This is a genomic window from Salinivibrio sp. PR6, assembly GCF_001995955.1.
In the GTDB taxonomy this organism is placed as follows: Bacteria; Pseudomonadota; Gammaproteobacteria; order Enterobacterales; family Vibrionaceae; genus Salinivibrio; species Salinivibrio siamensis.
In genome coordinates this window covers 32,682-56,648 of sequence record NZ_MUFA01000009.1, presented here as the reverse complement: position 1 = coordinate 56,648, position 23,967 = coordinate 32,682, and the positions used below count along the sequence as shown (strand labels likewise).

The following is a 23,967-nucleotide window of genomic DNA, read 5'->3' as shown; positions in this document are numbered from 1 at the left end:
TGCTAAGTGAGTTTTTTGCTTATGCCAACAAAAAGGGATGCCAGAGCATCCCTTTTCTATTTATTGCTATGGACAGTGACTTAGTCTGTCACGTTACAAGCCGTAGGTTACACGTCGTATGTGGTCGAGGCGGTGTTACCGCCGGTGCCTGTCCAGTTGGTGTGGAAGAACTCACCGCGCGGCTGATCAAGACGCTCATAGGTGTGCGCGCCGAAGTAGTCACGCTGTGCTTGCAGCAAGTTCGCGGGCAAGCGTGCCGTGGTGTAACCATCCAAGAAAGTCAGCGCTGAGGTGGTACATGGCATGGGGATACCGGTTTCCATCGATTTCGCCGCCACTTTACGCCATGCTGCCAAGCAGTTATCCAAGATCCCTTTAAAGTACGCATCTGAGCCCAAGAAGGCCAAGTTAGGATCCTTATCAAACGCATCACGGATGTTACCCAAGAAGGCCGAACGGATAATACAGCCACCGCGCCACATCAGTGCGACGTTACCGTAGTTAAGATCCCAGCCATTCTCGTTAGACGCTTCACGCATCAGCATAAAACCTTGCGCGTAAGAGATAATTTTTGACGCCAGCAGCGCTTGACGCAGCGCATCAACCCACTCGGCTTTATCGCCTTCAACCGGCTGGATGTGTTTTTCAAACAGCTTCTCTGCTGCGACACGCTGATCTTTAAGTGCCGACAGGCAACGAGAGAACACGGACTCAGAAATCAGAGTGAGCGGAATGCCAAGATCCAGCGCGTTGATGCCGGTCCATTTACCGGTGCCTTTTTGGCCTGCAGTGTCGAGAATTTTCTCAACCAATGGCTCACCGTCTTGGTCTTTATAGCCCAAAATGTCTGCGGTGATTTCAATTAAATAGCTATCCAGCTCGGTTTTATTCCAGTCGGTAAACACCTGCTGCATCTCGTCATGGCTCATGCCAAGGCCGTCTTTCATGAACTGGTACGCTTCGGTGATCAGCTGCATGTCGCCATACTCGATACCGTTGTGCACCATTTTCACAAAGTGGCCGGCGCCATCACGTCCAACCCAATCACAGCATGGTTCACCGGCGTCGGTTTTCGCGGCGATACCTTGGAAGATAGGTTTAACCGCTGGCCATGCTTCTTCAGAGCCACCCGGCATGATAGATGGTCCAAAACGGGCTCCTTCTTCACCGCCGGAGACACCGGCACCGATAAAGTGAATGCCTTTTTCACGCAGTGCTGCCACGCGACGGTTGGTATCTGGGTAGTTGGTATTACCGCCATCAATAATGATGTCGCCTTCATCAAGCAGTGGCGTCAGTTTGTCGATAAAGGTATCTACAACGGTGCCTGCACGAACCATCAGCATCACTTTGCGTGGTTTTTCGAGCTTCTCAACCAGCTCTTCTAACGAGTAAGCGCCAACAATGTTGGTGCCCTTCGCTGGGCCTTCCAGAAATTCATCGACTTTGGCCGCGGTACGGTTATGCGCCACCACTTTAAAGCCGTTGTCGTTCATGTTGAGGATCAGGTTTTGGCCCATGACCGCCAAACCAATTACGCCGATATCACCTTTCATCGTGCTCTCCATTAATTCTGTTCTGGTAATTTTTTTGCTGCCGCGGCATCGAGTACCCATTCCGTGGTGCCTTTGGCACTACGGATATTGGCGGCAGGATATGGCAGTTGGGTAGGCTCGTGTGTGGCGATCTCATGCACGATCGCTTGCTTACCTTCACCCAACACCAGATAACTGATTTTCTTCGCCGCACGCAAAACACGGGCGGTTTTTGATACACGCTTTTGCCCCGATTCAGGATGCGAAGCCACCAGCGCGAGCGCGGTATTGTCATACTGAGGATCGTGCGGGAACAGCGAGGCCGTATGGCCATCGCCACCGACGCCCAGCAAAATCCAATCAAACACAGGCGTGCCGTTTTCGCTTGGGATCAAGGCTTGCATTTCGGCACTAAAGCGGGCCGCTTCCACGTCCGGATCGTCTTCACCACGGATGCGGTGAATGTTCTCTTCCGGGATGCGAATGTGGCTAAATAGCAGCTTATTGGCTTCGCCGAAGTTACTCTCGGCATCATCCGGTGCCACACAGCGCTCATCGCCCCACCAAAAATGCAGGTTTTGCCACTGAATCGCATTGGCGTAGTCATCACTGGCTAAACGCTTAAACAGCATTTTGGGCGTGCTGCCGCCAGAAAGCGAAATGTGCACGGCACGATCTTGCGCGCTGAGCGCTTGCATCGCGTCGGCTAAGTGATTGACCACCGCGTCGGCATCATCAAAAATTCGGGCATTTATCATAATTCGCAGTATTCCGTGTCAGTCAGGTTTTTGCAGGGAAAGCGCCAAGCATGGCCATCACGCTCCAGCAACTGATCCGCTTCTTTCGGTCCCCATGTTCCGCAGGCATAGCCAAACAAGGCTTTGTCATTTTCTTTGTACTGCAGAATAGGCTCAACAAACTGCCAGCAAGCTTCGACCGCATCACTGCGAGCAAACAAGGTCGCATCGCCTTTGAGGGCATCTAGCAACAAACGTTCATAGGCGGTCAGCATCTGGGTTTCTTCCAGCGACGTATAATGGAAATCCATATTGACCGCTTTCGCGTTAAAGCCGGCACCTGGCTCTTTAAGACCAAAGCTCATTTGGATGCCTTCGTCGGGCTGAATGCGGATCACCAAACGGTTCTCAGGGGCATTTTTACCAAATACAGGATGCGGAGTTTGTTTAAAGTGGATCACCACTTCGGTCACGCGTGTTGGCAAGCGTTTACCGGTGCGCACATAAAACGGCACCCCATTCCAACGCCAGTTGTTGATAAACATCTTCAGGCCAACATAGGTCTCAGTACGCGAGTCTTCCGCCACACCTGGCTCATCACGATAACTAGGCAGTGGCTTACCACCCACGTGAGATTCGGTGTACTGACCTAGCACTAGGTTATTGTGTAAGTCGTCTTCAGAGAGCGGCTCGAGTGACTGCAACGCTTTGAATACTTCATCACGCATGGCGTCAGCATTGATTTGCGCCGGAGGCTCCATCGCCACGAGCGATAACACTTGCAACAAGTGATTTTGGAACATGTCGCGCACCGCACCAGACTGATCGTAGTAACCACCGCGGCCTTCTACCCCAAGGTTTTCAGCCCCCGTAATTTCTACATAGTCAATGAAGTTACGGTTCCAAAGCGGTTCAAACATCGCATTAGAAAAACGGAAAACCAGTAGGTTTTGCACCGTTTCTTTACCTAAGTAATGATCAATGCGATAGATCTGATGCTCGGCAAAATAAGCATGAATGTCTTTGTCTAACTGACGCGCGGAGGCAAGATCATAGCCAAACGGCTTTTCAACCACCAAACGTTTCCAGCCGTTGCTCTCATCATTGAGGCCATGCGCTGCCAGGCAGGCAGGAATAAAGTTATACAGCTTCGGTGGAGTCGCGAGGTAGAAAAGCGTATTGCGCTGAGTAAAGCCATATTGGTCAGAAAGCGCATCCAAGCGGCTTGTCAACGCACCATATTCGTTGGTGTCAGAGATATTAAATGATTGATAGTGAACATGCGCCATAAAGGCGTCGAGCGTGGCAGGATCGGTCTCTTCAAGCTCTTGCATGGAGTGACGTAGTTTATCGCGAAATGACTCGTCACTGTAGAAGGTGCGGCTTGCGCCTAGAATCGCGAAAGACGCAGGCAGCTGTTTGTTCGCATATAAGTGGTACAGGGCTGGGATCAGCTTACGGAAGGTCAGATCGCCAGATGCACCAAAAATAACAATACTGCTGTTTTCTGGAATTACCATCATCTTTCCTTTGATAATAAAGGTACTGCATGTGATTTGCGCCACAAATTAGCAGCGCTAAGGCCAAATTGGTAATTGGCGCTACCTATTGATTTCATCGATGTCACCACTGGAACACCCTGAATCGGCTAGCTAATCCCTACATTCGCAGCCAGCACGACACAGACAGTGTGCGACAAAGGCGACTTAGTCTAGCACTTTCTTAACCAATAAGCTTTACCCTAACTGGTATGACATGGCGAAGTGTCCATCTGATGGGCCGCCTCACACAGCTGCTGGATCAGCGCGTCGACTTTCTCATGCCGCTCATTGCGCAAGGTATATAAACCGACGTTACCTCTCTTACTCGGGTGAACACCCAACACTTTTACCCCCTGACTCGCCAGATACATCTGTGCTCGACTGGTATAGGGCATCACCGACTGAGTGTCGTGTAATAAGTCAATACCGGGACTGAGGGCATCAACATCAAACACCACTTGGTTGACGTGCGTCGTTGGGCTGATGGGGTTCGCCAGCAAATGCGCATGCCGGGCATGATCAGGCGTGACACGCATCAAAGGCCAATCACTCAGGCGCTGAGAGTCGATGCTGGCGGATGTGTCTGTGAGTAGCGGATGGTTATCAGCCACATAATAGCTTTCCGTATCCTGAAACAACGGCATAAAGCGCACTTGCTGGCTCGCAACCAAATCGTCAATTTCATGACCGATAAATACATCCACATCGCCACTGAGTAGCGACGCCATTAATGCCAAACGGTTACCGAATTCAATATGGACGGCACACTGACGATCCGCTTGATACTCAAGCACTGCCGGTTTGACAAACAAGGGCCACCACGCCTCCCCAGTGCCAAGCTTTATTTGTCCCGCTTCACGCGCTTGCAAAGCATGAAGCTGGGCATGAAGCCTTTGCCGCTCGGCGTGCAGTGCCGTGGCATGCTGATAATAAAGCTCTCCTGCGGCTGTCATACTGACGCCACGAGGATGACGGACCAATAACTGACATGCGAGACGTTGCTCCAGCTTTTGGATCTGTGCCGTCAATGAAGGTTGGCTGATCCCTAACTGCAACGCAGCCGCTTTAATACCACCCGCCTCAACCACTGCAATAAAGTAGCCAGCAACTTTTTCTACATCCATACCGCACTCACTCACAATTTAGCGGCTTACTTTATAGCCTAATAGGGATACACGATTCAATGATACCGCCGATTTTTAATCTATTGTCACCTGACCTATAGCCAATAGGTTATATCAATAAGCGTCACGCCTATTTTTCTTGGCACTGCTCGCGCGCTAGGCTATTTGCCACATCTCAAGCTGAGGCTTTGAGGATTTTCATTGTCGATAAGAGGTAATCGGTATGCAGAACGCTTGGTGGCATGATGCCGTTGTTTATCAAATCTACCCACGCAGTTTTTACGACACCAATGGTGATGGCATTGGTGATCTTAACGGAATTATCGAGAAACTCGATTACTTACATTGGCTCGGCGTCAATGTGTTATGGCTATCGCCGGTGTACCAATCGCCGATGGATGACAATGGCTACGACATTTCCGATTACTGCGCGATCGCGCCTGAATTTGGCACCATGGAAGACATGACGCGCTTGATTGATAAAGCCGGCGCGCTTGGCATCAAAATCGTGATGGATTTGGTGGTCAACCACACCTCCGACGAACACCCTTGGTTCCAAGCAGCGCTCAAGGACAAAAACAGTCCTTATCGCGACTTTTACATTTGGCGCGATGCCAAACCCGATGGCAGTGCCCCCGATGATCAAGGCTCAATTTTTGGTGGCAGCGCATGGCAATGGGAGCCAAACACCGAGCAGTATTACTTTCACTTGTTCTCCAAACGTCAGCCCGATCTGAACTGGGAAAATCCCGCCGTCCATGACGCCGTGCATAAAATGATGAACTGGTGGATTGACAAAGGCATTGGCGGATTCCGCCTTGATGTGATTGATTTAATTGGCAAAGAAATCGATAAAGGCATCACTGGCAATGGCCCGCGCCTTCACCCACTGCTACAGGCCATGAATCGAGCCACATTTGGCGGCAAAGACTTGCTTACCGTCGGCGAAACATGGGGCGCAACGCCCGAGATTGCCAAGCTTTACAGCGCACCGGAACGCAATGAACTCTCCATGGTGTTCCAATTTGAACACATTACCGCTACCTGGAAAGACGGCGATAAATGGCAGCCCGTGCCGCTGGATGTCGTCGTCCTTAAACAGGTACTGTTCAAATGGCAACAAGCGCTGGCCGATAGCGGTTGGAACTCACTATTTTGGAACAACCATGATTTGCCTCGCGCGGTGTCCAAGTTTGGTCACGACGGCCAATATCGGACCCGCTCGGCAAAAATGCTCGCCACCACTTTGCACTTGATGAAGGGCACACCGTATATCTATCAAGGGGAAGAGATTGCGATGACCAATGTCGCCTTTCCGTCTATCGACGATTATCAAGACATCGAAACCCGCAATTTTTACGATTTACGCGTCGCGGAAGGTGTCGATCCCGACACCATGATGGAGGCGGTATACCAAAACAGTCGCGATAACGCCCGCACCCCGATGCAATGGGAGAACGCGCCGCAGGCAGGCTTTACCCAAGGGACGCCATGGTTACCGGTTAATCCTAACTTCACCACCATCAATGTGGCACGGGCGACAGAAAATAGCGGCTCCGTGCTTTATCACTACCGTCAATTGATCAAGCTCCGCAAGCAATACCCAGTGATTGCACATAGCCAGTTTGCGCCTGTGGAAGAATCACACCCTAACGTGATCGCCTACGAGCGCTTCGACGATACCCACCGTATTCTCGTGGTCAGTAACTTTAGCGAGCAAAAACAAACCATCACCCTCCCCGCACACTGGCACGATAAGGCATTAACCTGCCTTAGCTACAACATGGATCCGGTTAAACAGTTAAGCACTACCTACAAACTGGCCCCTTATGAGTCGTTCGCGGTGATGCAATAAAAGAGCGCCCAGTCTACCAATCACATCAAGACGCTACGATCGCGCCTGCCGACAGCTGCAGGCGCGCGTCTATTCAGCCTTGTCGACAACCGAAGTAGCGGCTCCTATAGTTAAATTTGTGAACAAAGGAGCAGTGTGATTAGTGTCCAACCGAAAGAGCAGTCTGATTTTTTGTGTGGTTTTTTGCTTGCTTCTCGGTGCAGTCGCAACAATGGGCTTAATGCGCTCGTTACAACAAGAAGAAGATAAAGCCCGTGGGCGCGTCGAAGGCGTGAGTTTTTTGATCGCCGAATGGATCGAAGGCTCATTTCAAATCACCGACTATTTATTAAGAGATATACTAGGGCATGTTGAGCCTGAGGATCTCGTCTATCCGCCCAAAGATTTGCAAGCACATCAGCAACTAACAGAGCTTGTTGTCTCCAAAATGAACACCGTCCCTAATGTCATTCTCGCCGGTCTTTTTGATCAAAACTGTATCATTACCCATGCGAATAGTGACGAACTAGGGTGGGATGGAAGTCACCGAGACTATTGCCGAGCACTACGCGACTTCCCTGATCGAGATACATTTGTCTCCAACGCGTTTAAAAGTACGACCGGCCCACTTAACATCACACAGACGCGTGAGCTTTTGCCCGAGCAGCCAGGCTTCAAAGGGTTTGCCGCGGTGGGCGTTGATCTCACCTTTTTCTCTAAATGGGTCGAGCATATTTCCATAGATCCCCTGGATGTGGTCGCTATCACTGACAAAAACCTTCGATTATTGGCAAGAAAGCCCGCTAAGCCGGAAACCTTGGGTAAACTCATTGATGATCCTATCGTTGAGGCTTTTATCACATCCGGACAAACCGACAAGAGCTTTCGCGCCACCTCGCCGATAGATGGCGTGCCACGTTTATTCAGTATTCGTAAAGTCGAGGGGCTCCCCTTTTATGCCGTAGTCGGGGAAGCAGACCAGCATTGGCAGGCAGATTGGCGTCATCAGGTGAGAGTCGCTGTGGGAGCGCTGATTGTGTTGTGGTTACTCGCCTTATTTACACTTCGCACCTATTGGGATCAATTAAACTACCTTTCCGAGCTCAAAATTGCTCGTGACAAGCTTGAAACGCTGAGTATTACCGATGCCCTCACTGGCTTAGCGAACCGCCGCCGCTTTGATAACGTGCTCGACGGCGAATATCAAAGGCTCAAGCGGATAAACGCCTCTATGTCGCTGATCATGATCGATTTAGATTACTTTAAGCACTTCAATGACACCTATGGTCACTTGGCAGGCGATAGATGCCTAAAGGCAGTTGGCGAGGTGATTCAACAAAGCCTCAAGCGTCCACAAGATTTGGCCGCGAGATATGGTGGCGAGGAATTTAGTTGTATTTTACCGGAAACCCAGCATGCAGACGCCGTATCGATTGCGATGACGATTAAAGCGTCGATCGCAGCACTCGGTATTCCCCACGGCAGATCCAACGCCGCTCGTCATGTTACCGCTAGTTTGGGGGTTGCGACCATTGAGTGTACGCCAGACATCTCGCCTGACTATCTTGTCCACTTGGCGGATCAACACCTATATTGGGCGAAGAACAATGGACGTGATCAGGTGGGATTTGAGCAACGCCCAGCACACAACACAAAAAACGACTAACCCCCCTCTTACGCGGCATAAGCTACTTATACCTATGGCATTAATACCTATACCCAAGCCAATCCATATGCCCTGCAGGCCATGATTTATCTTTCATCGGTTTAACGTACAATTCATCAACATACTCGACCGCAACGCCATAATTCGTATGTTCATGGATGCGTAGCCAAGAGGCATGTGACTCGACAAGCTGAAAGCCATTGGCCACATAAAAATCGTGCAGCTCAGAAATAAGAATAATGAAATCAACATCTTTATCTCGCGCATAGTCAGTCAGTTGCGCCAGCATACCCGAGCCAATCCCTTTTCTTTGCCAAGCGCTGTCGATGCAAAAATCACTCACGCCTAACACTTTGTATACCTCACCACCGACATTCACGACCCTATAATCCAGCCCCATATAATCAATCAGTTGATTGTCGTGGTACTGCAAAGCCCGCATATGCAAAAGCTGCTTATGGTAGGAACGGGAAACCTGGTGATCAGGAAATGCCTTGTTTCTAAGCGCTTCAATAGCCTCATGCTGCGCGTTCGATACTTCGATTTCTGGGTGGATTTTCATGTTTCACCATTATTAATAATGCATAATATCTGTCGTTGACGAGCAAAGTGCACGAGAGGCATTAACCCCGTAAAGCATCATTTTTTATACCTTCGCAGTAAGCGACTATTTCTTTTTTATCCTCTTCGGAAAAATAACCTAAGGGGATTTTATTTGTCTTTTGCTTTTCGCCCTCTTTAACGGTCAAGATCACAACATTGGACTCTACTTGCACATCCGATATATCTTTGTTAAAAATTGTATCTCTAGAGCGAAGAGCTAATAGCTTTATTTCCATACGATCTTGATAAAACCTTAAATGATCGATGCTATTATTGGCAACTGACATTAAGATAAATGACAAACCACCCAAAGCTGCGACAAAGACATTTAAGGCTATACCTGCAGCAATCATCAGTCCACCTATCACTACCTGCGCGATAAAATTCTTACGCGAGAACTGAACCACTTTAATCGGACTCTCAGTAATTTCATTAGTCATTATATTTCCTATAATAAAGCAAAGTATTTAGTCGAAAAGGTTATCATAAGTAAAAACAGTCTAGTCAAAGTGTTTGATCTGGTTGTATATTTTGGTATGGCTCGTGGAAGATAACCTTTACTATCTACAAGTGTCTTTTCGATCACTATCTAGAAGAAGTGTTTTTTCTGTAAACCAGTTTTTGGTGAAACTATCGACAGGGAACAACTCTTTACTGTCATCAGATACTTTAAAAGTGAACACACCATTTGACTTCAGAACAACGAATCTTTCATCGTTCTTAGTCGTCATTTCATAGTTTCGAGGTGACATACCTGCATATGCTTTACCATCTTTGCAGAAGACCACCTCTTCTATAAGAGAGTCTTTTTCTTGATTGATATAAACACCCTCTAACCATTCTTGCGCATATGAAGCGTTAGCAAACAGGCTCACCACCAACAAAAAACACCCTTTTTCACACAGACTTTTTTTGTTCATTCTATTTAGATCCTAAAGACGTATTATAAAAATTGAACGACATTGGGCTGAAGCGTTCATTTATAAGCATAAATCACTGAATTTATGCGCATAGAAATATACCTCCAAGTAAAAATACTGTCAACGTGAGAACCTGAGCCAACACCAATAAAAGACAGCTTAAAGTATAAAGAAATGAAAGGTGCGCTAGTTAGTGAAATACCCTGAAGGCCTTGATACTAGTGAGGCTTAGAATCAAAATTATCACGCACCTGCTTTCGCTAGAGAAATAAAAAGGCTAATACCACAGCCTATTCATTGCTAGAAAAACCATCAAAACGGAACACACTCCTCACAATAAATGTCAAAATTATCATTAGCTGCAAACGAGAGTGTTGCACTTCGCGGTTGAATCCCCGACTGACTGTTATGAATTGCATTTTTCGCTTTAGAGCGAAGAGTTGCCAAGAAAAGGGGCACTTCAGCGCTGTAGGATAATGTAGGAAAGCAACATCGCTGAGGCAAATATTTGCTCTTTTATCACTGATGAGTTTGTGTATAATCAAACGCGAATAGATATCATTTCATCAGTAACACTTGTTTGAGACCGCGAGCGCGGTAAGCATATCTTGATGATAATTATAACAATATAGATTATTTACCCATTAGTCTGTAATGGCGCTTTGAAGCACAAGAGTGGTGTCATCTCATGATGACAAACAAGGAACAAATAATGGCTATTGACCCTTCAGTGATCCGCGCCCATTCGTGGCAGGCACTGCCTAAACCGGCTGCACTTGCAACCGACATCCCCTGCCCAGACACACTAAGCGAACACATTGATCACTCTCGACGTACAATAAGAGAGGTTTTACATGGTCGCGATGATCGTTTGTTGGTCGTTATCGGCCCTTGCTCAATTCATGATCCAGCGGCAGCGCTAGAGTACGCCAAGCTACTGGCTCGTTATGCCGAGCGCTACCAGGATCAATTGGTTGTAGTGATGCGAACCTACTTTGAAAAGCCACGGACCTCTGTTGGTTGGAAAGGATTACTGTTTGATCCCGATTTGGATGGCAGCGATAAAATTGGCAAGGGGCTTCAGCAAGCTAGAGCGTTGCTGGTTGATATCAATGCGCTGGGGCTACCAACTGCGACGGAGTTTCTCGATACCACCAGCTTTACTTATCTCGCTGATTTAATGAGCTGGGGCGCCATTGGCGCGAGAACGACGGAATCTCAACCCCATCGTCAGCAAAGCTCTGGACTCCCTTGTCCAATCGGGTTTAAAAATGGCACTGACGGAAATATTGGTGTGGCGATGGATGCCATTATTGCCAGCAACCACTCCCATCGTTACACCGCGACAGGTCAAGATGGACAGCTTTATGCGGTGAACAGCACCGGTAACCCCGACTGTCATTTAATCTTACGAGGTGGTAAAACTCCCAATTACAGCGAAACAGATATCAGTAATGCCTTGCTACAACTGCAAGACAAAGGAATAAATACAGGCTTAATGATCGACTGTAGTCACGGCAACAGTCTGAAGCAATTCCAACGCCAGCTGCTTGTCGCCGAAGAGCTATGTCGTCAGATTAGCAACGGAAATCATGGCATTAACGCCATTATGGCGGAAAGTTTCCTGGTTGAAGGTCGGCAAGAGATATCGAAAGAGATGACCTTTGGGCAATCAATCACAGATGCTTGTCTCGGCTGGAAAGATACTGAGACCATGCTAGACATGCTCGCCACTGCCGTTAATGTTCGCCGTCAAAGACACTCGGATCCTTTAGTCGCCAACGCATGCTAGAGGCGTAGCCGTACGACCGCAGACGCGCGTTTGATTGACCACTGCCAGCTTCAACAGCTGGCTTTCATTGTTCGCCAATCTACTCGTGAAAACATAAATTAATCAATGCTATACGCGGCTTGACGCCGTGGGACGATGACCGGGGCATCATCGAAAGGCGCATTGAGGATATCCACCTGGGTATTGTAGAGCTTGTTGATCATCGGCTCAGTGATCACATCCGTCACTGGCCCTGTCGCCACAATACCTTGACCACCTATGGCGATCAGTTCATCACAGTAACGCGCCGCCGCCGCAAGGTCATGGATAACTAGCACCACGGTTTTACCCATCGCCACCATTTGGTGAATGCTCTCCATCACTTCGATTTGATGGCCAATATCTAATGCGCTGGTCGGCTCATCAAGCAGAATAACCTCTGTGTCTTGCGCCAAAATCATTGCTAGCCAAGCCCGTTGACGTTGCCCCCCCGATAAACTTGTCATGGGTTGCGTGAGCAAACCATTCAATTTCATTTTACCGATGGCGTTGCTGACTTGAACCGCGTCTTCATCACTCCATTGATTGAACCAACCTTGGTGAGGATGTCGCCCGTACTGCACGAGCTGTTCAACCGTGATCCCAGCCGGACTGATCGGCTGCTGGGGTAGAAATGCCAGCGCTTTGGCCAGCGCTTTCATCGAATAATCCGACAAGGGTTGTCCGTTCAGAGTAATCACGCCTTGCTGCGGCACGAGGTGCTTAGCCATCATCTTGAGCAAGGTAGATTTGCCCCCCCCATTCGGGCCAACAATCCCCACCAACTTGCCTTTACTCAAGTTGAATGAAACATCTTTGAGGATCGTTTTTTTCTCATAAGAAAACCCGACACCTGTCATCGATAATGCTGTCATTAATCTGCCTGCCCTTTATCTCGCAGTAAAAACACAAATAGCATGATGCCACCTAGAATACGGGTCATGATCCCTGTCGCGACTTCGTGGGGATCGGCTAAGACCCTGACCAATGTATCGCTCACCAAAAGTAGCAGCGCGCCGAGTATTGCTGCTGTCCAAAGTGGGACGACACGCCCTTTAAGTAGGTAAGTCGCAATAATAGGCGCTGCCATGGCGATAAACACCACGGGACCACCAATTGCGGTTCCCAACGCGGCAGTCACAATCGCTAACAGTAGAATGGCTATCTGCACACGGCTGATGTTTACCCCCAGGCTCTGGGCGGTAGGAAGACCCAGCCGCAGCACATCCAACTGGCGGGAAAAGTAAATCACGGCCGGGATCAATAATAGTAATAGGCACGCCACCGGCACGCTAACACTGTACCCCTGACCCACAAAGTTTCCCATGGTCCAAAAATATACACTGCTGACATGCACAATGGACTCCGTCGACATCAGAAACTCACCCACAGCCCGCATGAGCTCAGAAACACCAATACCAATCACCACAAACAGGTATCCTTGCTCTCCAGGGTGTCGGCACAATGTATACAACATGAATGCAGCAAACATTGCCCCCAAGGGAGCCGCCCACCATGGCCAAGCTCCCAATGTGATATAAAGGGTAAAAAACGTGATGGCTAATGTCGCCCCCTCATTGACACCGACCATATCAGGGGTTGCAAGCCGGTTGCGCACTAAGGTTTGGATCATACACCCCGACAAACCCATCGCTGCGCCAGCAACTAACACCGCAACCACACGCGGCAGGCGAATGTTAAACACCATGATTTCTGCCATGCGACTCGACTCGCCGAATAAGGATTTAAACGCCAGCCAGGGCGTCAGCTTGGCCGAGCCAATACTTACCGCCAGCAAACTCATCGCTACAAGGATCAGCATCATTAGTATGCTTATGCACAACGCTCGGCGTTCGATGAGCATTGTGTTATGACCAAACTGCCATAGCCATTTTCCGTTTGGTATGTGGCGCGGCGTTTGATTGCTTGATGAATCGTCCGCTATTTGCCGAGCCTGAGTAACCATTTTTTCCATACTACTTGCTCCTACTTAACGGCCAGCAATGCGCGAAACCCACCACGTCGTACCACACCAATCAACACCGGCGCGCCTATCATTGCCAACAACACGCCACTTGGCATTTCATAAGGCTGAATGATCCAACGCGCCAAGATATCGGCAATCAAGATAAAACAAATACCGAATAGCGCCGAGAAGATAACCTGGAGAGACAAGCGAACGGGCTCGACCATGCGAGCACAATAAGCGGCTAGAAAACCAACAAAGCTGATCGGCCCAGCCACAGAAATAGCGCAAGCGGTAAACAGAGTAGACGCCAGTAACACCCCCACTCGCACCCAATAGGTATTAATGCCAAGCGATTGTGCCTGTTGCTCGCCAAGCTGCATCATGGTGAGCTGACGCGCCAGTAAGAATGTCAACGCGATGGCAGCGAGCATAAAGGGAGAGATCAGCATCATCGCCGTCATGTCCGCAGCCGCCAGCGAGCCGAGGTTCCAAAACCGAAACTGATCTAAGACCACTTGGTTTGACAGTAAAAGGTAATTGGATACCCCTCCAAAGGTGGCATTCATCGCGACCCCGACCAAAATCAGCTTGAGTGGACTGGACTTCCCCACCACTTGGCTAACAAGTAAGACCAACACATTGCCCGCCAACGCGCCTAATCCAGACCAGACGAGATATCCCAATGCAGATTCGACGCCAAAATAAGTCAAGCCGGTGACCAACCCTAGCACTGCGCCGGCATTCACACCCAGCAAGCCTGGCTCTGCCAGTGGGTTACGGGTCGCGCTTTGGAGTAATGACGCCGCCAATGATAAGCTAACACCGACCAACAATGCGCACAGTGTGCGTGGCAAGCGTAGGGTGTCCATCACCATTGTCATATGTTCTGACGGATGCATTGAAGAGGATGGGATGATTGCAGACAAATAGTACGCAAAAGCGTCTGCTGCACCATACTCCCCTGCCCCAACCGACATTGATATCATCGAAAAAAGACAAACACTGAGAACACCGCCCCCTAACCAGGCGAGGTGAGATTTCGACACGCTTGCAACTCCTTGTATCACAACGATGTCGGGCATGATATCAACACCCGTTTTCTGATAACAGAATTAAATAAAAATAGTTATCAGTCGCCTTATTAGGTAAGATTCACCAGAATTTATTCATTTCATTGGACATATAATAAGGAGCATTATTTTGCTGAGAAGCCTTTTTACGGCCCTCGCTCTGTTCTGCATGGTGAACCAAGCCAGTGCCGCCGAAACCCGTACAGTCGAGAATGCGTATGGAGAGCGTGTTGCGATCCCTGCACAGCCTAAACGCATCATTACGCTAAGCGAAATCGACTTAGATACCACCCTCGCGTTAGGCCTCACCCCAGTTGGTACGGTCAATGGCCGCGGCCAGTCGTCTTTACCTCGATATTTAAAGCCTGTCATTGACGATAAAATCCAGGTCGTCGGTGGGCTGTCTCGGCCAAACTTAGAAAGCATTCTAGAGCTCGCGCCAGATTTAATCTTAACCGCGCCCAATCGACCTGAAGTGATTGCGCTGCTAAGCGAAATTGCACCAACAGTGGTCACATTTGACTACGGTGAAAATTGGAAAAAGGTATTTAAGCGCACTGCGACTATTCTAAACCGTCAAACCGAAGCCGAAGCCTTTATGACGCGCTACCACGCCCATGTGAAAAAGACAAAACAAGCGATTGGCGACAAACTGGGGCAAACCATCAGTGTCGTGCGCTGGAATCCGAAAGGGCCGGCGTACATGTTCCGGGATTCTTTTGCCAGTCAGGTGATCGCCGATGTTGGCATGAAGCGCCCGAGCGACCAGCAGGATCCAGGCCATACCCATTCCATGTCACTGAGCTTGGAAGCGCTTGATGTATTAGATGGTGATTGGATGGTAATTGGCACACTCAGCGCGTCTGGTGACGCGGTTGACGCGATGAAACAAGCAGAAAGCACCCCAGCATTCCGCCAACTTAGCGCCATTGAAGCAGGTCGCTTTGCACCGGTTGATGGTTCGTTGTGGACTTCAGTCGGTGGTCCACTCGCTGCACTTAAAGTCATGGATGATATTGCTGAACTGGTCAATAAGCCCAACGCTGAGCCACTGAGCGAATAAACGTCGTGTTACCGTTTGAAAAACCGCCTTTCGGCGGTTTTTTCCGTCGTGAGCCGAGTTAGCTCGCCGTTAATTGTTTGCGGTCAACCTTTCCACTCGCCGTTTTCGGCAAGCTCGCCAGCCAGACAAAACGAGTGGGGATCATATAACCGGGTAAATGAGGGGACAGTGCTTTTCGCAATTGCAGACGCGTCATCTCCGGCGTGTAGGCGGTGCCGTATTCACCTTGCTCTATATAACCAACGAGAATACGATTCTCACCTTCTCCCTCTAGTTTCACCGCTGCATCAAGCACCGTATCTAACTCGCGGAGACGCGTTTCGATTTCTCCTAATTCAATCCGATAGCCACGCAGTTTAATCTGACTATCCTGACGGCCAATATATTGATAACAGTCATCCGCCAACCGCCGAACGATATCGCCGGTACGGTAATAACGCCGACCATCATTGCGCGTAATAAACTGACGCGCCGTCAGGTCATCCCTTTGCCAGTAACCATCGCTGAGTGCATTACCTGAGATACATAGCTCCCCTTCATGCCCTAAATCGACAGGCTGCCCCTCGTCATCCAGCACACAATGGGTATATCCCACTAGGCTAGACCCAATGGTGATCTGGTGCGCGGTTTTTACTTCTGACATCATTGACCACACGGTGGCTTCTGTCGGACCGTAGCAGTTCCAAAGTATCCTCGAACGCGCCATTAGCTGTTCCGCCAATCCAGCATCTAATGCTTCCCCTCCTATCAATGCCCTTAGGCCTGTCTTTCCGCTCCAACCAGTATTGATCATCATTCGCCAAAACGTCGGTGTTGCTTGAAGCGTATTTAACGATGGATGACGTGTTAACATCGTCGCGACAAGATGGGGATCTTTGTGCTCCTCACTATTCGCGAGGCATAGGCGACCACCAACCAACAAAGGCGCAAAAATCTCCAATATCGAGATATCAAACGCAATGGTCGTGATCAGTAGCCAGTGGCACTTGTCATCAAGGTTGAGTCGCGTCACAGCGGCAGACAAAAAAGTCGCCATTGCCTGGTGGCTGATCACCACTCCTTTCGGCTTACCGGTTGAACCAGAGGTAAACATAATATAGGCGGTGGTTTGCGGACTCAGTAAAGGTAAGTGTAATGGCGTCAGGCCACTTTCGTTTGCTACACACTCCTCAACAAGACCCAAGGTGATAACAGGACAGTCAAACGCAATTGGCGCTGCCCCATCGCTGTTTGCCTCTATCACCGCGCTTAACTTCGCCTCATCGGCGATCTCTCTTAATCGCCCAGCAGGAAACAGCGGGTCGAGCGGCACAAAGGCCACACCTGAAAACACACACGCCAATAAGGTCGCTATCAGGGTTGGCGAGCGCATTAAATGTATGCCAACGCGATCACCAGGCTGCAATCCAGCCTGGTTTAACCGCTGCTGCACCTGACTGACCGCCACCAATAGTTGATCATAGCGGATCGATTGGTCGCCAAAGTCAATGGCAATGAGGCCTGAGGTAGCCGCCTCCATGAGGGCGGCCTCTAACATCGGTGCTAAACAGGTTGCCTCTTCACTGAATTGATTATTCGCCCGCATCGGTCGCCTCCATCACAGGTTGCTCACTCTTTGGCGGTTGTGCGCGACCCACACTGAGTGCTCGGCAAATTGCATCTGGTGTCGCATGCTGATACAAAAACGCTAACGTTATCGGCTGTGCGACACCCATCGCTGATACATCGTGCATGTTCAGCGCATAATTGAGCCGTTGCACCAACCCAATCGCCGCCAGTGAGCTTATCCCTAACACGCATAAAGGCTGATACCAATGCGGGCTCTCAGGGGTGACACAAAGGTGAGTACTTTGTTGCCACACCTCGCTGACCAAACGCGCCACTTCCGATGAATACTGACTGCCTTGTGCATAATCAGACTTCACACCTTCTTTTGGCTGCTGATCGCGCTTTGTCTGAGACGCTATATCGACCGATACCTCAGGCAAAGCCTCTGCGGGGTCAAGTTCCAGGGTGTATTGCGGATCGGCGGTAAACACTTCTAATAGTGACGCCCGCCATTGGTCCAACACATCACGAGCACGGAATGGCTCGACCTGCGCGCCATCAAACTCGAAACGCAGCGACAGCTGACCTCCTACTTCATTGACGACCAAACTGAGCGGTACCTCAACTTTTTCAAACGCAACGCCAAACTCAGGATACAGGTTAGCTCCGGGAACCACGTGAGCTTGGTGATCATCCACCTCTGCTCGTGGGTAATTCTCATAAACAAAGACACTGTCAAACAAACGACGATGTCCAGCGTGTAACTCGATCAGCGACTGTGTCGCATGCTGATTCAGTGCCATCGCTTCATCTTGCAGCGCACGCAATTGATCAGCCAATGTTAGGTGACTCTGCCAGTTGACGATCAAGGGTAACGTGTTGATATATAATCCAACACTGTTAGCGATTCCCGTCACGGGCGCATCGCGACCCGGTACAACATTGCCAACAATCGTCGTTGTCTTGTCGCTTGGCAGCCCGCACTCACGTGCGACCAGACGGTGCCACGCAAATTGCGCCACGGTACTGTGGGTTACCCCGACCTCACGAGCAAAATGCTGCAATGCCGCCTGCTCTTGCTCATTGAGTGCTGTTCTAACCACTTCTGGTTGTCGCTGCATGGGTAAAGAGGCAAAGTCCGGACCGAATAGCGGGGTTAAATCGTCGGCTTTGGCCGTCGTCAATGCTTTATTCGCCCAGAACGCCGCCGCATCAGGACGAGCACTCGCAGCGTACTCTGCATGCGCTATATAGGCCTCATCTGCCGGCAACAATGCCGATGGCAGACCATTATTGGGCTCACTCAGTGCCTCGTAGGCCTGATGCAACGCTGAAAACAAACGCGGACCGCTCCAACCATCAATGACAGCATGGTGGCAACTGAAGATAACTTGAATATCATCATCGGCAAGCCGGAAGCAACGCACACGCATTAAAGCATCGCCATCAAGCGCGATACCACGTTGACGGTCTTGCTGGCAATAGGCCGCAATCTGAGTGGCAGGATCTTCCTCATCAGCCAGTTCGACCCATTCGAATGGCATAGCTATCTGACGCTGAACCACTTGTACCAACTGATTATCAGCGCCGTAAGGGCCACTCATCACGGTCCGTAGGGCTGGAAACGCCGAGACAACGGCCTGCCAAGCCTGCTGATACCGCACCCTATCCACCGGTTGACGATACCGAATCGGCGTCTGCAACAGGTATGCCTCATCGTCTGGGCAACGACGCTGGTGAACAAACATGCTTTGCTGTAGTGATGATGCGGGCAGCAACGCTTCAATATCAAAGCGCTCGCTCAGTCTATCTAGCTCGCCTTGAGCAAGGCTCACAAGCGGGTAATCCGAGGGGGTAAACCTACGCCCATATATTGTCGCGTGCTGCTCACAATCATGGACGATCTTGACCAGGTTGGCTTTAAATGCTGCCATGAATTGCTCGCTAAGCGTCTGATCTAAAACGCCAACTTGCCGTAGTGTTAACTGGCCATCATCGATCCCCCCATGCAAACTGAGCAGTTCTTCGCCAGGATTAAGCGGTGAGGCGGTCTGTCCAGGCACAATAGGTAAAGGACGCCATTGCTCAGCCGGTTGATCGTGCTTTTGTGTCTGACGGCCCAAGTAGTTCAAGACAATCGGTGAGAAAGTTAGCTGCTCACCTTGAGGGTGGAAGCAACGTAAGGCGTTGAACCCCACCCCATTATCAGGCACCTCACGCAGTGCTTCTTTAACGTGCTTGATGGTTTCTGCCAAGGTTGATCTCACCGCAACTCGGCATGGATAGGTGCTAGTGAACCACCCCACGGTGCGACTGACATCCAATTGCACATCAATCTCTTCCCGGCCATGCCCCTCTAACATCACGGTGGCTTGCTCTCCCCAGCCCAGTTCATTAAGCGTGATACTCAAAGCCGATAACAGCAAGTCACGCACCTCGGTATTAAAGGCAGTATTTGCAGGACCAACCAAACGCGCTGTGTTGGCTTGATCGAGTTGTAACATCGCCTGGCTAGGAACGACACGACCATCTGGGTCTTGGTTAAGAACCGCTGGCAAGGTGCTGCCTCCACCGTTTCTGATGTTATCCAGCTGACGATACCAAAAATCAAACTGTGCCGAGTGACGGTTCGCATAGTCTCGAAGCGCCTCTCCCCATTGTCGATAGCTGGAGGTTTTATTCGCCAACGGCAACCCTTGTGATAAGCGCCTCAGATCATCAGCGATGATCCGCCAAGAGACGGCATCAATGACCCAGTGATGGAATGCCAAAAACAGACCAGTTTGCGGCTCCTGCTCTCCTTGGGCAGGTAAGTGACGGATCCGAGCCCAAGCCATGATGGGGCCGTTAACCAGATCAAACTGCGACTGCAATGTGGTGAGCGCATCATAAAGTAACTCTTGAGTCATGGTGGACGCATCCAGCTCTTTCAGCTCGGGCACAGTGACAGAGGCTTGGTAGCGCTGGCGACGCGTCTTTCCCTCTTCAGTCACCCGTAGGCGCAGTGCGTCATGATGTGCCAATAGCATTGACATCATCTCGTTGAGACGACCCGTATCGATGTTGGGAATAGCCAAAATTACCGCTTGGTTCCAATGCGCTGGCCGAGTAAAAGGCTGAGCATCAAACCAATGCTGAATAGGGTGCAAATCAAACTCGCCAGATAGTTGCCCCTGTTCGGCATCAACGGCCTGCTCGGTCACAGCGCGTGCGGTAAGAGTACGGCACAGTTTACGGACTGTTTTCGCTTCAAAAACATCTTTTACGGTGCAAGGAAAGCCTGCATCACGAAGACGAGTATTGAGCTGTATACTCAAAATTGAATCGCCTCCCAAACGGAAGAAATCATCTTCCACACCCAGATCCGTATTCAGCACATCTCGCCACACAGTAAGTACGTCGGCTTCCATCTCTGTTTCTGGCTGCGCATATGCTTGTGTTATCCGTTGGCGTGCTGGCAATCGACTGACGTCCAACTTACCGTTCACCGTCAGCGGCAGTTCATCCAGCATAATAAGCTCTGCTGGTACCATATATTCAGGCAAGATTCGGGTCGCCTCAGACAGAATTTGACCAACATCCACACCCGTTTGATCAACCGAATGCTCGGGGCATGACACATGTTGTGGTGTCGCGTAAGCAACCAATTGGCACTGCGCACCCTCTCCGGCAAGAATGACCCTGACCTGATTAAGTTGCGGTGCGACTTTGGCCAGTTGACTCTCAATTTCAGCCAACTCTATTCGATAACCACGCAGTTTGATCTGTTGATCTAACCGACCCAGATATTCGACGTCGCCGTTGTTAAGCCATCGCGCCTTATCACCCGTTCGGTAGCAACGTACACGCTGTCCCGCGACGGTTAGGGTTACAAAGGCACTTGCGGTTAAATCGGGTTGGTTCAGATAACCCCGGGCCAACCCCAGACCAGCAAGACAAAGCTCTCCTGCCACCCCCACGGGGCAAAGCTGTCCTCGCTCGTCTATGATCAGCGCTTGTGTATTATCGATAGGTTGACCGATGGTCACTGGCTCACCAGGCTCAAGCTCTTTGACCAATGCCGTTACAGTGAACTCTGTCGGGCCATACATATTGAGCAGGCGGAGGTTGCCCTGCCAACTACTCACCAACGTGGCCGGACAAGCTTCACCGCCAAACGCGACGGTATGAAGTGTACGCAGTGGCCGAGGAACCATGGCGGCAAACAGTGCCGTTGCGCTGATCATATGTGTTGCACGACATGAGTCCGCCTGGTCAAGCAAGGTGTCATCTGGCGTACCAAACACCAGATGGGCCCCCGCAAACAGGGGGAGAATGGCAGTCATGTTTCCAGCATCAAACGCCAAAGACATTGGGTTGAGCATCACACTATCGTGATTCAGCGCTAATCGCGCGGTATGGTCGGTTAGCAGGTTCGTAAACGCGCCATGCTCGACTTCTACCCCTTTCGGCAGGCCTGTTGAACCCGAGGTGTAAATCACATAGGCCAAGTCCTTTTCCGTGACCGCGCGTGAGGGCGACGTCGGTGCTGCCAGTGAGAGTTTCTCTGTAGTGGATGGTTCGGAGAGATCAATGACTTCACAACCAGTCAGTGCCGGATGAGATTGCGAAAAATCCGCATCTGGCGCAATCATCAACGACAGCTGCGCATCATCAACTAAGTGCTGTAGTCGCGCGGTTGGATACGCTGGGTCGAGCGGCACATAGCTCATACCCGCTTTCCAAACAGCGAGTACCGACACCGCATACTGGGTTGTTCGACTGGCGACAACACCTATTTTAGTCTCAGCATCCGACGCTTGGCGGTGGGCGGATTGTGCCAATAAGTAGTGGGCTAAACGATTTGCTGCCTCTTCCAACGCTTGATAACTTAAGTGACCGTCCACCCCAGTGACCGCGAGTCGAGTCGGGCACGTTGACGCATGGCGACTGATTTGCTCATGCGTCAACGTGGGCATCTCTATGTGGGCTGGTAAGCGAGCCAAGGCGCTTGCCATTTGGGCTTGGTGCGCCTGTTCCACAAGCGGGAAGGCCATTACTGTTGTTTCGGGAGCAGCGAGAATACCGTCTAACAGCTGCAGAAACATATCTGCGAAGCGGGTAATCGTCTGATGTTCGAATATCCCTTTGCTGTATAGCCACTCGAGACGGACACCATCTACCAACTCGGTCACTTTTAGTGACAGGTCAGTTTTAGCCGGTAATACTGGCGACGGCTCTTCCACCGCATCGCACCCTGGGATCAAATCGTTAAAGTCGACCTTTGCCTGATAAACCAGCATAATCTGGAAAATAGGGTTGTGTGCCGTGGTTCGATCAGCCCCAATGGCCTCACTCAGTGATTCAAAGCGAAACAGCTGATGGTCAAACGCTGACAAATCCTGCTCACGGCAATATTGCAAGTAATCGATAAAGGTTGCATCTTCATCGAGCTGTGTCCTCAACACAATGGTATTGACAAAGAATCCCACGACATCTTCGATATCCGCGCGTTCTCGGTACGCCAAAGGTGTTCCAATGACGACATCCTTTTCTCCACCTAGGCGCGCCATTAATAGCGAGAAAACCGCATGTAGGCCGATAAAATACGAACAACTATTTTGTTGGCATAGCCGCTGAAATTGCTGCCACTTAGCTAAAGAAATGGTCGAAAATACCAGTGCGCCATCATTGTTGTGATTTGCAGGCCGCGGTTTATCCAGTGGCAAGGCATGAACCTCAGGAATACCTTTCAATCGCTCTACCCAAAACGGGCGAAATTCTTGGTGATAATCGCGAAAGGCTGAAGAGTTGAGCCAGTGCGCGTAATCGATGTAGTTGACAGCAGTCGGTTTCAACGGTGCTAACTGGTTATTCTGGTATGCCAAAAAAGCCTGCTTAAAATCGGCAAACATGTTTTTTACTGACCAGCCATCTGAAATGATGTGATGTTGGGTGAGCATCAACAAATGCTCTTCCTCATCCAGTCGAATCAATTCGACCCGAGTCAAAGCGCCTTTCTCTAGATCAAACGACTGGTATATGTCTTCCTCGATCCTTATCAGTAAGGCTTCTTCACGCGACTTTTTGTCTAGGTGGGACAAATCATGATGCGTCACAGTAAGCGCGGTCTGGTTATCTATATGTTGTTCGCCTTTTCCATGGCGATTACGCACAAATCGAGTTCGCAAGCTGGCATGTTTATCCACCAAAGCAGCAAACGCGTATTCTAGTGCATTAACATCAAGTTTACCGGTGAGGCGAAAATGCACTGGCATATTATATAAGTGCGAGTTGTCCTCATATTGCTCGATAAACCACAAACCACTCTGTGAAAATGAAAGCGGTCCTGTTTTATCGTCTTGCACCGGAATAGGCTGCTCATACGCTTGACGGGCGCGTAAGCACCGAATAATCGCTTCTTTATGAGTACGGATCTGCTGGCCGATTTCTGGCGTCATCGCTTGTTTGCTGCACTGAGAAACCAGCTGACCTTTTTCATTCAGTGCTAACCGAATACCTTTGCGCTCAAGATCCGCCAAAAATGAAATCATATCTGTCATGGTTT

At 50.0% G+C, this 23,967-nt stretch carries 16 protein-coding genes; 4 read left to right on the top strand and 12 right to left on the bottom strand.

Annotated features, from left to right (window positions below):
* Positions 1-107: 107 nt before the first annotated feature.
* The 4 genes from gnd to BZG72_RS09565 form a co-directional block, all read right to left on the bottom strand.
* Positions 108-1,556, bottom strand: a complete 1,449-nt coding sequence (gene gnd, locus BZG72_RS09580) for a decarboxylating NADP(+)-dependent phosphogluconate dehydrogenase (protein WP_077666644.1) — start codon at positions 1,554-1,556, stop codon at positions 108-110.
* 11 nt (positions 1,557-1,567) lie between these two features.
* Complete coding sequence (gene pgl, locus BZG72_RS09575; protein WP_077579103.1) at positions 1,568-2,293, bottom strand: 6-phosphogluconolactonase; 726 nt, start codon at positions 2,291-2,293, stop codon at positions 1,568-1,570.
* Positions 2,290-3,792, bottom strand: a complete 1,503-nt coding sequence (gene zwf / locus BZG72_RS09570; protein ID WP_046075800.1) for a glucose-6-phosphate dehydrogenase — start codon at positions 3,790-3,792, stop codon at positions 2,290-2,292. Before zwf ends, pgl begins: the two co-directional genes overlap by 4 nt.
* Positions 3,793-4,013: 221 nt before the next feature.
* Positions 4,014-4,937, bottom strand: coding sequence for a LysR family transcriptional regulator (locus BZG72_RS09565; RefSeq protein ID WP_077666643.1), 924 nt, complete (start codon positions 4,935-4,937; stop codon positions 4,014-4,016).
* 223 nt (positions 4,938-5,160) lie between these two features.
* Here BZG72_RS09565 and BZG72_RS09560 point away from each other — a divergent pair, with 223 nt between their 5' ends.
* Together BZG72_RS09560 and BZG72_RS09555 are read left to right on the top strand one after the other, a co-directional pair.
* The gene (locus BZG72_RS09560; protein WP_077666642.1) at positions 5,161-6,792 is read left to right on the top strand and encodes a glycoside hydrolase family 13 protein; all 1,632 of its coding nucleotides are present in this window, start codon (positions 5,161-5,163) and stop codon (positions 6,790-6,792) included.
* Positions 6,793-7,012: 220 nt separating this feature from the next.
* Positions 7,013-8,437 carry a sensor domain-containing diguanylate cyclase gene (locus BZG72_RS09555; protein WP_131828030.1) on the top strand — a complete coding sequence of 475 codons (1,425 nt, stop codon included), beginning with the start codon at positions 7,013-7,015 and terminating at the stop codon, positions 8,435-8,437.
* Between the two features lie 40 nt (positions 8,438-8,477).
* Here the strand turns inward: BZG72_RS09555 and BZG72_RS09550 are convergent, their stop codons facing one another.
* The 3 genes from BZG72_RS09550 to BZG72_RS09540 all read right to left on the bottom strand — a co-directional run bounded on the left by BZG72_RS09550 (position 8,478) and on the right by BZG72_RS09540 (position 9,960).
* A complete protein-coding gene (locus BZG72_RS09550; RefSeq protein ID WP_077666640.1) occupies positions 8,478-8,999 on the bottom strand; it encodes a GNAT family N-acetyltransferase in 522 nt (173 codons plus the stop codon).
* Positions 9,000-9,060: 61 nt separating this feature from the next.
* Entirely contained in the window at positions 9,061-9,480 is a 420-nt protein-coding gene (locus BZG72_RS09545; protein WP_077666639.1) for a hypothetical protein, read from the bottom strand.
* A gap of 120 nt (positions 9,481-9,600) precedes the next feature.
* Positions 9,601-9,960, bottom strand: a complete 360-nt coding sequence (locus BZG72_RS09540) for a hypothetical protein (protein WP_077666638.1) — start codon at positions 9,958-9,960, stop codon at positions 9,601-9,603.
* A 712-nt stretch (positions 9,961-10,672) separates the two neighbouring features.
* On the opposite strand from BZG72_RS09540, the gene BZG72_RS09535 reads away from it, so the two are divergent.
* Positions 10,673-11,752, top strand: a complete 1,080-nt coding sequence (locus tag BZG72_RS09535; RefSeq protein ID WP_077666637.1) for a 3-deoxy-7-phosphoheptulonate synthase — start codon at positions 10,673-10,675, stop codon at positions 11,750-11,752.
* Positions 11,753-11,850: 98 nt separating this feature from the next.
* Here the strand turns inward: BZG72_RS09535 and BZG72_RS09530 are convergent, their stop codons facing one another.
* The 3 genes from BZG72_RS09530 to BZG72_RS09520 all read right to left on the bottom strand — a co-directional run bounded on the left by BZG72_RS09530 (position 11,851) and on the right by BZG72_RS09520 (position 14,785).
* Entirely contained in the window at positions 11,851-12,645 is a 795-nt protein-coding gene (locus tag BZG72_RS09530; protein ID WP_077666636.1) for an ABC transporter ATP-binding protein, read from the bottom strand.
* Positions 12,645-13,595 carry a FecCD family ABC transporter permease gene (locus BZG72_RS09525; protein WP_274532476.1) on the bottom strand — a complete coding sequence of 317 codons (951 nt, stop codon included), beginning with the start codon at positions 13,593-13,595 and terminating at the stop codon, positions 12,645-12,647. The genes BZG72_RS09530 and BZG72_RS09525 overlap by 1 nt, the downstream gene beginning before the upstream one ends.
* 161 nt (positions 13,596-13,756) lie before the next feature.
* A complete protein-coding gene (locus BZG72_RS09520; RefSeq protein WP_274532369.1) occupies positions 13,757-14,785 on the bottom strand; it encodes a FecCD family ABC transporter permease in 1,029 nt (342 codons plus the stop codon).
* Positions 14,786-14,939: 154 nt separating this feature from the next.
* Here BZG72_RS09520 and BZG72_RS09515 point away from each other — a divergent pair, with 154 nt between their 5' ends.
* Positions 14,940-15,872, top strand: coding sequence for an ABC transporter substrate-binding protein (locus BZG72_RS09515; RefSeq protein WP_241832537.1), 933 nt, complete (start codon positions 14,940-14,942; stop codon positions 15,870-15,872).
* 58 nt (positions 15,873-15,930) lie between these two features.
* Here BZG72_RS09515 and BZG72_RS09510 read toward each other — a convergent pair whose 3' ends face one another.
* Complete coding sequence (locus tag BZG72_RS09510; RefSeq protein ID WP_108743041.1) at positions 15,931-17,457, bottom strand: amino acid adenylation domain-containing protein; 1,527 nt, start codon at positions 17,455-17,457, stop codon at positions 15,931-15,933.
* On the bottom strand, positions 17,444-23,962 hold the full coding sequence (locus tag BZG72_RS09505) for a non-ribosomal peptide synthetase (RefSeq protein WP_077666634.1): 6,519 nt from the start codon (positions 23,960-23,962) through the stop codon (positions 17,444-17,446). Before BZG72_RS09505 ends, BZG72_RS09510 begins: the two co-directional genes overlap by 14 nt.
* Positions 23,963-23,967 lie beyond the last annotated feature (5 nt).

Coding starts and splice junctions, on each gene's coding strand:
- BZG72_RS09565 (WP_077666643.1), bottom strand. CDS start 4,937: ATGGATGTAGAAAAAGTTGCTGGCTACTTTATTGCAGTGGTTGAGGCG.
- zwf (WP_046075800.1), bottom strand. CDS start 3,792: ATGGTAATTCCAGAAAACAGCAGTATTGTTATTTTTGGTGCATCTGGC.
- BZG72_RS09525 (WP_274532476.1), bottom strand. CDS start 13,595: ATGATGCTGATCCTTGTAGCGATGAGTTTGCTGGCGGTAAGTATTGGC.
- BZG72_RS09545 (WP_077666639.1), bottom strand. CDS start 9,480: ATGACTAATGAAATTACTGAGAGTCCGATTAAAGTGGTTCAGTTCTCG.
- BZG72_RS09535 (WP_077666637.1), top strand. CDS start 10,673: ATGGCTATTGACCCTTCAGTGATCCGCGCCCATTCGTGGCAGGCACTG.
- BZG72_RS09555 (WP_131828030.1), top strand. CDS start 7,013: ATGCGCTCGTTACAACAAGAAGAAGATAAAGCCCGTGGGCGCGTCGAA.
- pgl (WP_077579103.1), bottom strand. CDS start 2,293: ATGATAAATGCCCGAATTTTTGATGATGCCGACGCGGTGGTCAATCAC.
- gnd (WP_077666644.1), bottom strand. CDS start 1,556: ATGAAAGGTGATATCGGCGTAATTGGTTTGGCGGTCATGGGCCAAAAC.
- BZG72_RS09540 (WP_077666638.1), bottom strand. CDS start 9,960: ATGAACAAAAAAAGTCTGTGTGAAAAAGGGTGTTTTTTGTTGGTGGTG.
- BZG72_RS09505 (WP_077666634.1), bottom strand. CDS start 23,962: ATGACAGATATGATTTCATTTTTGGCGGATCTTGAGCGCAAAGGTATT.
- BZG72_RS09550 (WP_077666640.1), bottom strand. CDS start 8,999: ATGAAAATCCACCCAGAAATCGAAGTATCGAACGCGCAGCATGAGGCT.
- BZG72_RS09560 (WP_077666642.1), top strand. CDS start 5,161: ATGCAGAACGCTTGGTGGCATGATGCCGTTGTTTATCAAATCTACCCA.
- BZG72_RS09530 (WP_077666636.1), bottom strand. CDS start 12,645: ATGACAGCATTATCGATGACAGGTGTCGGGTTTTCTTATGAGAAAAAA.
- BZG72_RS09510 (WP_108743041.1), bottom strand. CDS start 17,457: ATGCGGGCGAATAATCAATTCAGTGAAGAGGCAACCTGTTTAGCACCG.